At 68.4% G+C, this 13,883-nt stretch carries 13 protein-coding genes; 7 read left to right on the top strand and 6 right to left on the bottom strand.

The window, feature by feature from the left end; translation table 11 throughout:
* Positions 1–9: 9 nt before the first annotated feature.
* Genes AC6CH2_RS00080 through yidD form a run of 3 tightly spaced genes read right to left on the bottom strand, consistent with a single transcriptional unit; the run spans position 10 to position 2,476 of the window.
* Positions 10–915 (bottom strand): M23 family metallopeptidase, encoded by a 906-nt coding sequence (locus AC6CH2_RS00080; protein ID WP_498267399.1) that lies wholly within the window; start codon positions 913–915, stop codon positions 10–12.
* A complete protein-coding gene (locus AC6CH2_RS00085) occupies positions 912–2,243 on the bottom strand; it encodes a dihydroorotase (RefSeq protein ID WP_435396616.1) in 1,332 nt (443 codons plus the stop codon). The genes AC6CH2_RS00080 and AC6CH2_RS00085 overlap by 4 nt, the downstream gene beginning before the upstream one ends.
* Positions 2,228–2,476 carry a membrane protein insertion efficiency factor YidD gene (gene yidD / locus AC6CH2_RS00090; RefSeq protein ID WP_435396615.1) on the bottom strand — a complete coding sequence of 83 codons (249 nt, stop codon included), beginning with the start codon at positions 2,474–2,476 and terminating at the stop codon, positions 2,228–2,230. The genes AC6CH2_RS00085 and yidD overlap by 16 nt, the downstream gene beginning before the upstream one ends.
* Before the next feature lie 346 nt (positions 2,477–2,822).
* Between yidD and dksA the strand changes: the two genes are divergently transcribed.
* Positions 2,823–3,923: an RNA polymerase-binding protein DksA gene (gene dksA, locus AC6CH2_RS00095; RefSeq protein WP_498267400.1), complete on the top strand. Its 1,101-nt coding sequence runs from the start codon at positions 2,823–2,825 to the stop codon at positions 3,921–3,923.
* Positions 3,924–4,164: 241 nt separating this feature from the next.
* Positions 4,165–4,521, top strand: coding sequence for a hypothetical protein (locus AC6CH2_RS00100; protein ID WP_498267401.1), 357 nt, complete (start codon positions 4,165–4,167; stop codon positions 4,519–4,521).
* A gap of 30 nt (positions 4,522–4,551) precedes the next feature.
* Here AC6CH2_RS00100 and AC6CH2_RS00105 read toward each other — a convergent pair whose 3' ends face one another.
* From AC6CH2_RS00105 to cysS, 3 genes are all read right to left on the bottom strand, one after another.
* Positions 4,552–5,787 (bottom strand): MFS transporter, encoded by a 1,236-nt coding sequence (locus AC6CH2_RS00105; RefSeq protein WP_498268171.1) that lies wholly within the window; start codon positions 5,785–5,787, stop codon positions 4,552–4,554.
* A gap of 86 nt (positions 5,788–5,873) precedes the next feature.
* Complete coding sequence (locus AC6CH2_RS00110; protein ID WP_498267402.1) at positions 5,874–6,311, bottom strand: SufE family protein; 438 nt, start codon at positions 6,309–6,311, stop codon at positions 5,874–5,876.
* Between the two features lie 118 nt (positions 6,312–6,429).
* Positions 6,430–7,833, bottom strand: a complete 1,404-nt coding sequence (gene cysS, locus AC6CH2_RS00115; RefSeq protein ID WP_435396617.1) for a cysteine--tRNA ligase — start codon at positions 7,831–7,833, stop codon at positions 6,430–6,432.
* Between the two features lie 319 nt (positions 7,834–8,152).
* Between cysS and AC6CH2_RS00120 the strand changes: the two genes are divergently transcribed.
* From AC6CH2_RS00120 to AC6CH2_RS00140, 5 genes are all read left to right on the top strand, one after another.
* The gene (locus AC6CH2_RS00120) at positions 8,153–8,620 is read left to right on the top strand and encodes a hypothetical protein (protein WP_498267403.1); all 468 of its coding nucleotides are present in this window, start codon (positions 8,153–8,155) and stop codon (positions 8,618–8,620) included.
* Positions 8,621–9,019: 399 nt separating this feature from the next.
* Complete coding sequence (locus AC6CH2_RS00125; RefSeq protein WP_498267404.1) at positions 9,020–10,048, top strand: N-acetylornithine carbamoyltransferase; 1,029 nt, start codon at positions 9,020–9,022, stop codon at positions 10,046–10,048.
* 45 nt (positions 10,049–10,093) lie between these two features.
* Positions 10,094–11,341, top strand: coding sequence for an argininosuccinate synthase (locus tag AC6CH2_RS00130; protein WP_498267405.1), 1,248 nt, complete (start codon positions 10,094–10,096; stop codon positions 11,339–11,341).
* 119 nt (positions 11,342–11,460) lie between these two features.
* Positions 11,461–12,555 carry an acetylornithine deacetylase gene (locus AC6CH2_RS00135; RefSeq protein WP_498267406.1) on the top strand — a complete coding sequence of 365 codons (1,095 nt, stop codon included), beginning with the start codon at positions 11,461–11,463 and terminating at the stop codon, positions 12,553–12,555.
* Positions 12,552–13,880, top strand: a complete 1,329-nt coding sequence (locus tag AC6CH2_RS00140; RefSeq protein ID WP_498267407.1) for an acetylglutamate kinase — start codon at positions 12,552–12,554, stop codon at positions 13,878–13,880. Before AC6CH2_RS00135 ends, AC6CH2_RS00140 begins: the two co-directional genes overlap by 4 nt.
* The last annotated feature ends 3 nt before the right edge of the window (positions 13,881–13,883 follow it).

Here is a 13,883-nt window from a genome sequence, read left to right on the forward strand (position 1 = left end):
TTCAGCGCCTCAGGGCGTCGCCGCTTTCGCCGCTGCATTCGCAGCCTGCGTGGCCTGACCGCGCTCCAGCACCAGCAGCGGGTCGACCCGCACATCGAACCAGTTCATGCCCCAGTGCAGGTGCGGGCCGGTCGCGCGCCCGGTCGCGCCGACCGCGCCGAGTGTCTGGCCCTGGGCGACGCGGTCGCCGACTTTGACGTCGATGCGCGACAGGTGCAGGAAGTTCGAACTGACCCCGTGGCCGTGATCGAGCAATACCGTGCCGCCGGTCAGGTACAGGCCGGGCTTGGCGAAGGTGACGACGCCGGCGGCCGGCGCCAGGATCGCGGTGCCGGTCGGCGCGGCGATGTCCATGCCGGAATGGCCCGAGCCTTTCTGGCCGTTGTAGACCCGCTGATTGCCGAACCGGCCGCTGATGCGGCCGCGCACCGGCCAGACGAAGGGCTGGGCGAAATCGGCGCGGTCGTCGTCGCGGGCGCGCGCGGCGGTGACTTCGGCCTGCTCGCGTTCGATCCGCGCGGCGATCTCCGGCGGCGGATTGACCGTCTTGGGCGGCACGCCCTGGATGTACTCGGTCGGAAAATCGCGCGGCGTCACCGCGATGCGCACCGTCTCGATGCGGCCCGGCGCGGTTTCGACCTGCAAGGCGAGGGTGCCGGTGGCCTCGCGGCCGACCCCGAACACCACCGTGCCGTAGCCGGTGGTGCGCAGGACGCGCTCGCCGTAGCGCACCACGCTGCCGGCGGGGACCTTGCCGATCACCAGCGCGCCTTGTTGCGCCGCCGGCGGAAACACGATGCGGCCATCGGCCGCTGCACGCATGGGCGCGGCGGCCGGCGCGGTTTGCGTGCCGGCGAAGGCGGCCGGTACCAGCCACGCCGCGACCAGCATCGAGCCTGCGAGCGCTGCCCTCATCGATTGAACGCCAGGCGCTGTCCGTTCGGTGCGCCGACCAAGGCACTGCCGTCCCAGGCCAACACGCCGTTGACCCAGGTCGAGGCGATGCGCGAATGGAAGGTGCGGCCCTCGAACGGCGACCAGCCGCACTTGGACAGCACGTCTTCGCGCTGCACCGTGTAGGGCGTGTCGTCGATCAGCACCAGGTCGGCGGCATAGCCCTCGCGCAGGAAGCCGCGCCGGTCGACGTCGAACAGCTTGGCCGGCGCGTGGGCGAATTTGTCGACCACCTGGGCGGTGGTCAAATGGCCTTCGTGCACCAGCTCCAGCGCGGCGTTGAGCGCGAACTGCACCAAGGGCAGGCCGCTCGGCGCGCCGGTGTAGGGGCGGGCCTTCTCTTCCAGGGTGTGCGGCGCGTGGTCGGTGGCGAGCACGTCGATGACGTCGCCGGCGACCGCGCGGATCAGCGCCTCGCGGTCGGCCGGATCCTTGATCGCCGGGTTGCACTTGATCAGGTGGCCGAGCTTCTCGTAGTCGTCGCGGTCGAAGCGCAGGAAGTGGATGCAGGTCTCGGCGGTGATGCGCTTGCCTTCGATCGGGCCGGCCTCGAACAGCGCCAGCTCGTCGGCTGTGCTGATGTGCAGCACGTGCAGGCGGGTGCCGTGCCGGCGCGCCAGCGAGATCGCCAGTTCGGTGGATTTCTTGCAGGCCTCGCGCGAGCGGATGTCGGGATGAAAGCGCGCCGGGATGTCGTCGCCGTACTTCGCCTTGTAGCGCGCCAGTTCGGCGTCGATCATCGGCGTGTCTTCGCAATGGGTGATGATCGGCGTCGGCACGTCGCGGAAGATCGCGTCGAGGGTGACCGGATCGTCGACCAGCATGTTGCCGGTCGAGGCGCCCATGAACACTTTCACGCCGGGCGCGGTGCGCGGGTCCAGCGACTGGATCGCGGCCAGATTGTCGTTGCTGGCGCCCAGGTAGAAGCCGAAGTTGCCCCAGGCGCGGCCGGCGGCGCGGCGGTATTTGTCCTCCAGCGCTTGCGCATCCAGGGTCGGCGGGTTGGTGTTGGGCATGTCCATGAACGTGGTCAGGCCGCCGGCGACCGCGGCCGCCGACTCGGTCGCCATGTCGGCCTTGTACTCCAGGCCCGGTTCACGGAAGTGAACCTGGTCGTCGATCATGCCCGGCAGCAAGCGCCGACCCTGGGCGTCGACCACGCTTTCGTTGCCGCGCGCGGCCAGGCCGCTGCCGATCTCGGCGATGCGGCCGTCCTCGATGCGCAGGTCGCCGTCGTACTCGCGTCCTTCGTTGACCAGGCGGGCGTTGACGATCAGTGTCGATGACATGAGTGCTTTCCAGGTTCCAGGGGCGGCACCGGATCGTGCCCGCCGGGGTGCAGGGGATGGCAGCGCGCGATGCGCCGTACCGTGAGCCAGCTGCCCTTGAGCGCGCCGAAGCGCTCGATGGCCTGCATCGAGTACGACGAGCAACTGGGATGGAAGCGGCAACGCTGGCCTAACATTGGACTGATCCAACGTTTGTAGCCGTGAAGCAGGGCGATGAGCAGGCGGTCGATCACGTTTCCTTCATGCCGGCAGCGGTAGGGACATAGGGCGGGGCCGGGCCGCTGAACGGACCGCCGGCACTGCGTTTGGCCGGGTATTTCGCGCGGTTGCCGCGGGTGCCGCAGCAGGGTATAACAGCGCGCTTTCCCCAAACAAGGCAAGTGCAACACGAAGGTCCGCGCGGCGTGGAAGCGAAGCCGCCAGGTTTGCTCGGACCGGGCGAAAACCGGCGTAATGCCGGATTTCACTTGCGGTCGTCGAACGCATGTGCATTTGATGACCGGGTGGGTCATGCTTGGCCCGCGAAGCTCCTGGACCGCGTCCAGGGGCGCCCTCAGGGAATAGAAGGACAAGCCGCTCGTGGCAGTGAAAAAACCTGCGAAGAAGGCCGCCAAGGCCGCCAAGAAGACCGTCAAGCCGGCCGTCAAGAAGGTGGCCAAGACCGTGGCCAAGCCTGCGCCGAAGAAGGCGGTCGCCAAGAAGCCCGCGGCCAAGACGCCCGCGGCCAAGAAGCCTGCGAGCAAGCCCGCGGCGACCAAGACGGCGGCAGCCAAGAAAGCCGCGCCGAGCAAACCGGCGGTCAAGAAGGCCGCGCCCGCGAAGAAGACGGCGCCCGCCAAGGCGCCGGTCGCGAACAAGCCGGCGGCCAAGCCGGCGGTTCCGGCGAAGAAGGCGGTGCCCGCGGCACCGGCCAAGAAATCCGCGGCAGGCAAGGACAGCGGAGCGAAGAAGCCCGAGCTTAAAAAAACTGAAGTGAAAAAGCCCGAAGCTGTGAAGCCCGCAGCCAAGCCTGCCGACAAGCAGCCCGCGTCGCCGTCGTCTTCCAAGGCCGCCCCGACGCAGGTCGTCAGCATCTCCGACCAAAGCAAGAACACAGTGACCCAGACAGCATCCAGCAAGACTCCCGCGGGCAAGCCCGCGACAACCGCCGCTCCGGCCGCGCGCCCGGCCGGCAAGGTCGCCGTGGCCGTGACCGCCAAGAGCCAACAAACCCCCGCACCGAAAACCAAGGTCAAGGTCGTGCCCTATAAGAACGACCCGGCCACCGGCCGCCCGCTCGTTCCGGAAGGCTATAAGCCGGCCGCCGACGAGGAATACATGAGCCCGCTGCAGCTGGAGTACTTCCGCCAGCGTCTGTTGCAGTGGCGTACCGATCTGGTCGAAGAGTCGAAGCAGACCATCGAGAACCTCAAGGACGAAGTGCGCGACGTCGGCGACGAGGCCGAGCGCGCCACCCGCGAGACCGAAAACTCGCTCGAGCTTCGCACCCGCGACCGTTACCGCAAGCTGATCAGCAAGATCGACAGCACGCTCAAGCGGGTGGATTCCGGCGACTACGGTTTCTGCGTCGATACCGGCGAAGAAATCGGCCTGGAGCGCCTGGAGGCGCGCCTGACCGCCGAGCGCACCATCGACGCGCAGGAGCGTTGGGAACACCTGCAGAAGCAGATGGGCGACTGATTCTCCGCTCGCGCCGTCCGGCATCACGAAAGGCCCCGCGAATGCGGGGCTTTTCGTTTTCGGCAAGCGCCGCCTGGGGCGCATCGCTTGAATCCGTACCGCGAGAGGCGCATCGCTTGCGCGCCGCTCTCGGAGCGCGGCTTGAGGCGCAGCGCGCTCGTCGATCGCCCTGAGCGCGGCCGGGCGACCGCCGCCGGCGGCGGTGTTACCGTGTAGGCCACCGCATGACGACGACGATTTCATGGACGATCTGTTGTTGATCGCTGCACCGGTGTTGGTCATCGGGCTCAACCTGGCGCTGTGGCGGCTGTCCTACGGCTTCGACCGCGTCGCCGGCGCGGCTTTGTTCGTGCTCAACCTGGTGCTCGGCTCGCTGTTGATCGGGCTGGGCGTGTGGCAGTTGGCCGGCCTCGACGCCGAGCCCAGCGCGGCCGGCAGCTATGGCGATGTGCTCATAGTGGCCGCGACGGTGGCCTTGAACGGCCTGATCGCCCTGGTCGGCGCGGTCGCGGCGGCGGTGCGCAAACCGGCGCCGCGCACCGACACGGCCGGGCAGCCTGATGCGCAACGCAAGCGGGTCCGGTTGCGCCGCGACTGAGTGTGTCGCTGAGCGGGCCGCAGCGCGGCCTCATTGCAGGTCGCGCAGGTCCAGCCGGCGCAGCTTCGGCGCCAGTTTCGCGGTCGCGCCGACCACCGCCAGGGTCATGCAGCCGCCGAAGATCACCGACGGCACCAGGCCCATCAGGCGTGCCGCCAGGCCGGACTCGAACGCGCCGAGCTCGTTCGAGGAGCCGATGAAGATGCCGTTGATCGAGGAGACCCGGCCGCGCATTTCGTCGGGCGTGGACAACTGCAGGATGGTCGAGCGCAGCACCACCGAGACGCCGTCGCACATGCCCGACAGCATCAGCATCGCCGCCGACAGCCAGAACTGCCGCGACAGGGCGAAGCCGATGATGCACAGGCCGAACCCCGCCACCGCGTACAGCAGCAGGCGGCCGGCGTTCTTCTGCGGCGGATGTTTCGCCAGCCACAATCCGATCAGCACCGCGCCGGCGGCCGGCGCCGCGCGCAGCACGCCCAGGGCCTCCGGGCCGTAATGCAGGATGTCGTGGATGAAGGCCGGCAGCAGCGCGACCGCGCCGCCGAAAAGCACCGAGAACATGTCCAGCGCCTGCGCGCCGAGCACCACCTGGTTGTTGAAGACGAAGCGCAGGCCTTCGCCGATGCTCTTGAACACCGGCGCTCGCTGGGCCGGCGCCGGCGGCTCGCTCACGCGCAGGGAAATGATCGCGATCGCCGCGGCCAGGGCGAAGCCGGCCGCGACCAGGTAGGCCGAAGTCTTGCCGCCCCAGGCCACCAGCGCGCCGCCCATGGCCGGGCCGAGCACCAGCCCGGTCTGCATCACCACGCTGCTCACCCCGGCGCCGCGCGCGTAGTGCTCGCGCTTGAGCACGCGCGCGAACAGCGACATGTAGACCGGCGCCAGGAAGGCGCGGACCACGCCGTTGATCGCGATCGCCGCATAGATGGTCAGGGTGCCGAAACCGAACGCGCCCGCCGGCAGATGGCCGCTGGCGACGCCGGCGAGCATCAAGGTGGTCAGCATCAGCCCCAGGCAGGCGAACAGGCCGAGCTTGCGCCGCGGCAAATGGTCGACCGCATAGCCGGCGAACAGGGCGAAGCAGAAGTAGGGGATGACCTCGGTCAGGCCGATCAGGCCGAGCGCGAGCGGGTCGTGGGTGATCTCGTAGACGTGCCAGCCGACCGTGACCGCGACGATCTGGTACGACAGCATGCCCAGCAGGCGGTACACCAGCAGGCCGACGAAGCCCGGGTTGCGCAGCAGTTGCGCCGCGCCGATCGTTGCAGGGGGCGCTGGAACGCCGGCGACAGCCTCGCGCGAGCCGGCGCCGGTGCCGACGGCGTCGGGGCGGTCGGCGCCGTGGCTCACAAGCGCCGTTGCGCCTGCTCGCGGACGAAGGCGAGCAGGGCCGCCAGGCCGTTGCTGCGGGTCGGCGAGAGGTGCTTGGCCAGGCCGATGTCGGCGATGTAGTCGGCCGGGGTGGCGACGATCTCGGTCGCGCTGCGGCCCGAGTACACGCGCAGGGCCAGGTAGATCAGGCCGGAGACGATGGCCGAGTCGCTGATCGCATGGAACACCAGCTTGTCGGCGTCGCCTTCGACCACGATCCAGACCATCGACTGGCAGCCGAGCAGGCGATGTTCCTCGGTCTTCCACTCGTCCGGCAGGTCGGGCAGCTTGCGGCCGAGGTCGATCAGGTACTGGTAACGCTCGGACCAGTCGCCGAAGAAGGCGAACTCCTCGCGGATCGCGGCCTGGGCCTGCGCGGCGGTGGGTTCGAGCGGGAAGGGGCTGACTATCATCGATTCGATCACGGTAGGCGGCCGTCCCTGGCGCGGTATTCGGGGCCTGCGCCGCGGCCGTCGCCGGCCGGGCGTGAGCGAGCGCAGGGGCGCCTGCTCAGGAGCGTCGGGCCGGCCCTCAGGCCGGCTGGGTGGCGCGCTTCCTGACCCAGCGCACGCCGGCCGGCGTGTCCTCGAGCAGGATGCCTTCGCCGGCGAGCTGGTCGCGGATCGCATCGGCGCGGGCGAAATCGCGCGCCTTCTTGGCGGCGTTGCGTTGGTCGACCAGGTCCTGGATGCGGGCGTCGTCGCCGGCATCGACCGCGCCGACGAACCAGGCCGCCGGGTCTTGCTGCAACAGGCCCAGGGCCAGGCCGGCGCCGAGCAGGTCGCGCTTGAGCTGGGCCTGCTCGGCCGGGTCGGTGGCCTTGCGCGCTTCGCCGGCGATGCGCGCCAGTTCGGCCAGTGCCTGCGGGGTGTTGAGGTCGTCCTCGAGCGCGGCCTCGATGCTGGCCGGGATCGTGCCGGCCGACACCTCGCCGGCGTCGACCTCGGCCAACTCGCGCAAGGTGCCGTACAGGCGGTCCAGGGTGCGCGCGCTCTGTTCGATCAGGCCCGGCGACCATTCCAGCGGTTGGCGGTAATGTGCCGACAGCAGGGCATAGCGCAGCGCCTCGGCCGGATGCTTGCCGAGCAGGTCGCGCACGGTCTCGATGTTGCCCTTCGACTTGGCCATCTTGCCGCCGTCGAAATTGAGCATGCCGTTGTGCAGCCAGAAGCGGGCGAAGGTCTTGCCGCCGTGGGCGCATTCGCTCTGGGCGATTTCGTTCTCGTGGTGCGGAAACACCAGGTCGACGCCGCCGGCGTGGATGTCGATGGTTTCGCCCAGATGCGCGGCGGCCATCGCCGAGCATTCGATATGCCAGCCCGGGCGGCCGCGGCCCCAGGGCGAGTCCCAGCCCGGCAGCTCGCCGGTCGAGGGCTTCCACAGCACGAAGTCGCCGGCGTCGCGCTTGTACGGCGCGACCTCGATGCGGGCGCCGGCGCGCATGTCGTCGATGTCGCGGCGCGAGAGCTTGCCGTAGCCGTCGTAGGTCTCGATCGCGAACAGCACGTGGCCCTCGGCGGCGTAGGCGTGACCGTTTTCGATCAGGCGCTCGATCATCGTCACGATTTCGCCGATGTGCGCGGTCGCGGCCGGCTCGATCTCGGGCAGGCGCACGCCGAGGCCGGACATGTCCTCGCGGTAGGCGGCGGCGAAACGGTCGGTGATGGTCGAGATCGGCACGCCCTGTTCGGCGGCCGCGGCGTTGATCTTGTCGTCGACGTCGGTGATGTTGCGCGCATAGGCCAGCACGCCGTAGCGACGGCGCAGCAGGTCGGCGAGCACGCCGAACACGACCGGGCCGCGGGCGTTGCCGATATGCGCGAAGTTGTAGACCGTGGGGCCGCAGACGTACATCGTCGGGCGTGCCGGATCCAGCGGGACGAAGGCTTCGACCTGTCGCGACAGGCTGTTGTAGAGATGCAGGCTCATGGAGATACGGCTTGGGGTCGGTTCATTCTAACGGCCGATCGCCCTCGCGGTGCGCGCCGCGTCGATCCGGGCCGGCGAGGGCGGTGTCGCAGTTCGCCGTTCCGGTGCGGCCGCGGATGTCCGGGCTGATGGACGAGCGGAGCGGCTCGGGGCGGGTCTGGGCGCGGCGGCGCCGGTCCGGCGCGCAATCGGGCCGGCCTCGGGGCCGTGCAGCGTCGCCCCGATCGCGCCGAAAGCGTGCAGGCTCGGGGTCTAAAGGCGGGATTCAGGCCGTGAGCGGACACTGCTCTTACACTTTGTTTACGAATCCCACTTCGCGAGTCCGATGAACCGAACCGTCCTGCAGGCTTCGATCCTGGTGCTCGCGAGCGCCGTGGCTGGCCTGTGGACGATTCCGGCGGCGGCCCAGCACACGGTGATCCAGGCCGAGAACGTGCGCTTCGACTACGCCCAGGTGCTGCGGGTGACGCCGGTCTACCAGACCCTGCGCGCCACCACGGTCGAGCAGCAATGCGAGCCGGAGCCGACCACCCCCGAGGATTCGCGCCTGTCGCGGGTGGTGGGCGCGGTCCGCGAAGCGCTCGGCCGCGAGCGCAATCCCAAGCCCAGCACCGGCGAGAACTGCAAGCCGGTGCCGGTCGAGCGCGAGTTCCGCCGTCCGATCGCCTACGACGTCGATTACGTCTACAAGGGCAGCCGGTTCCGCTCGCGCCTGCCCGAAGACCCCGGCAACAAGCTGCGGATCCGGGTCGCGGTGACCCCGGTCATCACCCCGATCAGCACCTCGCGCTGATCGCGGCCGGCCTGGAAGGCCGCCTGGACGAGCCGGGCGGCTTGCGCCACGGGCCGGCCCATGCGAGCATTCGCGGCCTCATGAACCCGAACTACGCCGACGCCGACATCCTGACCTCCGCCTACATGGCGGCGGGCATGACCTCGCGCGCGCGTCGACCGTTGCCCTGCCAATCCGCTGGGTGACGGCGCTCGCCGTCGTTCGTGTAACAAGCAACACACACGAAAAGCCCAGCCTTAGCGCTGGGCTTTTTTGTTTTTCAGGTTCGGGAATCGGGAATGGGGAATCGGGAATCGGCAAAGCAGTACGCCCTTATCCGTCTCCTCTCGCGACTGCCGGCCACAGCGCAACCGCTCTAACCGATACGCCATTCCCGATTCCCCATTCTCGAGCTGACCAATGAAGCATTTCCTCAATACCCAGGACTGGTCGCGCAGCGACCTCGATGCGCTGCTCGCGCAGGCCGCCGCGTTCAAGCGCAACAAGCTCGGCGATCAGCTCAAGGGCAAATCGATCGCGCTGGTGTTCTTCAACCCGTCCATGCGCACCCGCACCAGCTTCGAGCTGGGCGCGTTCCAGTTGGGCGGGCATGCGGTGGTGCTGCAGCCCGGCAAGGACGCCTGGCCGATCGAGTTCGACCTGGGCACGGTCATGGACGGCGACACCGAAGAGCACATCGCCGAAGTGGCCAGGGTGCTCGGCCGCTACGTCGACCTGATCGGCGTGCGCGCGTTCCCGAAATTCGTCGACTGGGCCAACGACCGCCAGGACAAGGTGCTGGCGAGCTTCGCCAAGTACTCGCCGGTGCCGGTCATCAACATGGAAACCATCACCCATCCCTGCCAGGAGCTCGCCCACGCGCTGGCCCTGCAGGAGCACTTCGGCACCAGCGACCTGCGCGGCAAGAAGTACGTGCTGACCTGGACCTATCACCCCAAGCCGCTCAACACCGCCGTCGCCAACTCGGCGCTGACCATCGCCACCCGCCTGGGCATGGACGTGACCCTGCTGTGCCCGACCCCGGAGTACGTGCTCGACGAGCGCTACATGGGCTGGGCCGAGCAGAACGTCGCCGAGAGCGGCGGCTCGCTGCAGGTCAGCCACGACATCGACAGCGCCTACCGCGGCGCCGACGTGGTCTACGCCAAGAGCTGGGGCGCGTTGCCGTACTTCGGCAACTGGGGCCCGGAAAAACCCATCCGCGACCAGTACCGGCACTTCATCGTCGACGAAGCCAAGATGGCGCTGACCAACAATGGCGTGTTCAGCCACTGTCTGCCGCTGCGCCGCAACGTCAAGGCCACCGACGCGGTAATGGACTCGCCGCAGTGCATCGCCATCGACGAAGCCGAGAACCGGCTGCACGTGCAGAAGGCGATCATGGCCGCCCTGGTGCGGGACTCGGGACTCGGGACTCGGGACTCGTAAGCGCGTCCGCCTCATCTCTTTCGTTTCTAACTTCCGGAGTTTCCCATGTCGCAGCAATCCGCTTCCCCGAGTCCCGAGTCCCGAGTCCCGAGGCCCGAGGCCAAAGACATCGTCCTCGCCTTCTCCGGCGGCCTCGACACCAGCTTCTGCGTGCCCTATCTGCAGGAGCGAGGCTGGGCCGTGCACACCGTGTTCGCCGACACCGGCGGCGTCGATGCCGAAGAGCGCGCCTTCATCGAGGAGCGCGCGGCCGAGCTCGGCGTCGCCAGCCACGTCACCGTCGACGGCGGCCCGGCGATCTGGTCGGGCTTCGTCAAGCCCTTCGTCTGGGCCGGCGAGGGCTACCAGGGCCAGTACCCGCTGCTGGTGTCGGACCGTTACCTGATCGTCGAGGCCGCGCTCGCGCGCGCCGCCGAGCTGGGCTGCAAGGTCATCGCCCACGGTTGCACCGGCATGGGCAACGACCAGGTCCGCTTCGACCTGGCGGTGAAGGCGCTCGGCGACTACGAGATCGTCGCGCCGATCCGCGAAATCCAGAAAGAACACACCGAAGTGCGCGCCTACGAGCAGAAATACCTGGAAGAGCGCGGCTTCGGCGTGCGCGCCAAGCAGAAGGCCTACACGATCAACGAGAACCTGCTCGGCCTGACCATGTCCGGCGGCGAGATCGATCGCTGGCAGGCGCCGGGCGAGGGCGCGGTGGGCTGGTGCAAGCCGCGTGCGGAATGGCCGGCGCAGTCGTTGAAGGTCAGTTTGACGTTCGAGAACGGCGAAGCGGTGGCCCTGGACGGCGAGAAGATCGAAGGCCACAAGCTGCTGGCCAAGCTCAACGGTTTGTTCGCGCAGTACGGCGTTGGCCGCGGTCTGTACACCGGCGATACCACCATCGGTCTCAAGGGCCGGATCATCTTCGAAGCGCCGGGCCTGATCGCGCTGCTGACCGCGCACCGCGCGCTGGAAGAGGCGGTGCTGAGCAAGCAGCAGAACCGGTTCAAGCCGGACGTCGCGCGCAAGTGGGTCGAGCTGGTCTACGAAGGCTTCTTCCACGACCCGCTCAAGACCGACCTCGAAGCCTTCCTGGCCAGCTCGCAGAGCACCGTCAACGGCGAAGTGGTGCTGGAGACCTCGGGCGGCGTGGTCAACGCGGTCGCGATCGACTCGCCGCACATCCTCAACGCCAAGGGCGCGACCTACGCCCAGGCCGCCGACTGGGGCGTGGCCGAGGCCGAAGGCTTCATCAAGCTGTTCGGCATGAGCAGCACGCTGTGGGCGGAGATCAATCGCAAGGGCTGATGCCCTGGGCAGGAGTGCGCGGAGAGGAGTGAGAAGTGAGCGAAAGCGAACTTAGCCTCTCCTCATTTTTCACTCCTGACTCCTCTCCCGCCATTCACGCGCAAGACTCGGATCCCACCATGCTCCCCGAAGTCCTGAAGCACCTCCAAGCCCTGGTCTCCTACGACACCCGCAATCCGCCGCGCGAGATCGGCACCGGCGGCATCTTCGACTATCTGCGCAGCCAGCTCGACGGCTTCCGCGTCGAAGTCGTCGATCACGGCGCCGGGGCGGTGTCGATGCTCGCCGTGCGCGGGCAGCCGCGGCGTTTGTTCAACGTCCATCTCGACACGGTGCCGTCGTCGCAGGCCTGGAGCGCCGATCCGCACGTCCTGCGGGTCACCGAAGACCGCGCGATCGGCCTGGGCGCCTGCGATATCAAGGGCGCGGCCGCCGGGCTGCTCGCCGCCGCCGCGGTCACCGAGGGCGACGCCGCGTTCTTGTTCAGCACCGACGAAGAGGCCAACGATCCGCGCTGCATCGCCGGCTTCCTCGCTACCGATCACGGTTTCGACGAAGCCATCATCGCCGAGCCGACGATGTGCGAGGCGGTGCTCGCGCACCGCGGCATCAGCTCGGTGCTGCTGAAGTTCCGCGGTGTCGCCGGCCACGCCTCGGGCGCCAACGCGATGCAGACCAGCGCGTTGCACCAGGCGATCCGCTGGGGCGGCAAGGCGCTGGATTTCGTCGAATCCCAATCGCACCAGCGCTTCGGCGGCCTGACCGGCCTGCGCTTCAACATCGGCCGGGTCGAAGGCGGGATCAAGGCCAATATGATCGCGCCGAGCGCGGAGCTGCGCTTCGGCTTCCGGCCGCTGCCCTCGCAGTCCATCGACGGGCTGCACGAAGGCTTCCGCGGCATGGCCGACGCCAGCGCCATCGAAAGCTACGAAGAAACTTTCCGCGGCCCCTCGCTGCCCGCCGGCGATGTCGCCACCGCCGAGCAGCGCCGCCTGGACGCGCGCGATCTCGCCGACGCGCTCGAGCTGCCGATCGGCAACGCGGTGGATTTCTGGACCGAGGCCTCGCTGTTCTCGGCCGGCGGCCTGACCGCGATGGTCTACGGCCCCGGCGACATCGCCCAGGCCCACACCGCCGACGAGTGGGTCGCCCTGGAACAGCTGCAACGTTACGCCGACAGCGTCGCCCGCATCATGGACAACAACGCGCAATGAGCATTTCGATGGACGCCCACCTGCAAACGCGCCAGACCATCGTGCGCCTGCTTTCGAGCATGGCCAGCGCGAAGGAAATCTCGCAGTACCTCAAACGTTTCTCCCAGCTCGACGCCAAGCGCTTCGCCGTGGTCAAGGTCGGCGGCGCGGTGTTGCGCGACGACCTGACCGCGTTGACCTCGTCGCTGGCGTTCCTGCAGGACGTGGGCCTGACCCCGATCGTGATCCACGGCGCCGGCCCCCAGCTCGACACCGAGCTCGCCGCGGCCGGGATCGAGAAGCGCACGGTCAACGGCCTGCGGGTGACCTCGCCGGAAGCGCTGGCGATCGTGCGCCGGGTGTTCCAGGCGCAGAACCTCAAGCTGGTCGAGGCACTGCAGACCGGCGACGCGCGCGCGACCTCGATCATCTCCGGCGTGTTCGAGGCCGATTACCTCGACCGCGACACCTATGGCCTGGTCGGCGAGGTGCGTGCGATCAACCTGGCGCCGATCGAGGCCAGCCTGCAGGCCGGCTCGATCCCGGTGATCGCCAGCCTCGGCGAGACCGCCGGCGGCCAGATCCTCAACGTCAACGCCGATTTCGCCGCCAACGAACTGGTGCAGGTGCTGCAGCCGTACAAGATCGTGTTCCTGACCGGCACCGGCGGCCTGCTCGACGACGAAGGCCGGGTCATCGATTCGATCAATCTGTCGACCGAGTACGAACACCTGATCGAGCAGCCCTGGATCAACGGCGGCATGCGGGTCAAGATCGAACAGATCAAGGACTTGCTCGACAAGCTGCCGCTGACCTCGTCGGTGTCGATCACCAAGCCGGCCGAGCTCGCCAAGGAATTGTTCACCCACAAGGGCTCGGGCACCCTGGTGCGGCGCGGCGAACGCGTGCTGCAGGCCGAGCGTTGGGACCAGCTCGATCTGGTGCGGCTGCGCAGCCTGATCGAGTCGGCGTTCGGGCGCAAACTGGTCGGCGACTATTTCGACACGACCACACTCAAGCGCGCCTACGTCAGCGAGAACTATCGCGCCGCGGTGATTCTGATCGAGGGCGGCGGGCATACCTACCTGGACAAGTTCGCGGTGCTCGACGACGCCCAGGGCGAAGGCCTCGGCCGCGCGGTCTGGCAGGTCATGCGCGAGCAGAACCCGAGCCTGTTCTGGCGCTCGCGCCACGGCAATCCAGTCAATCCCTTCTATTACGCCGAGTCCGACGGCTGCTACAAGCAGGAGAAGTGGAAGGTGTTCTGGTACGGCATGAACGGCTTCGACGAGATCGCCGAATGCGTGGCGTTTTCGTCCCGGCGCGACCCGACCCTGCAGGACTGAGCC

It is taken from the genome of Lysobacter sp. GQ73 (genome assembly GCF_059758755.1).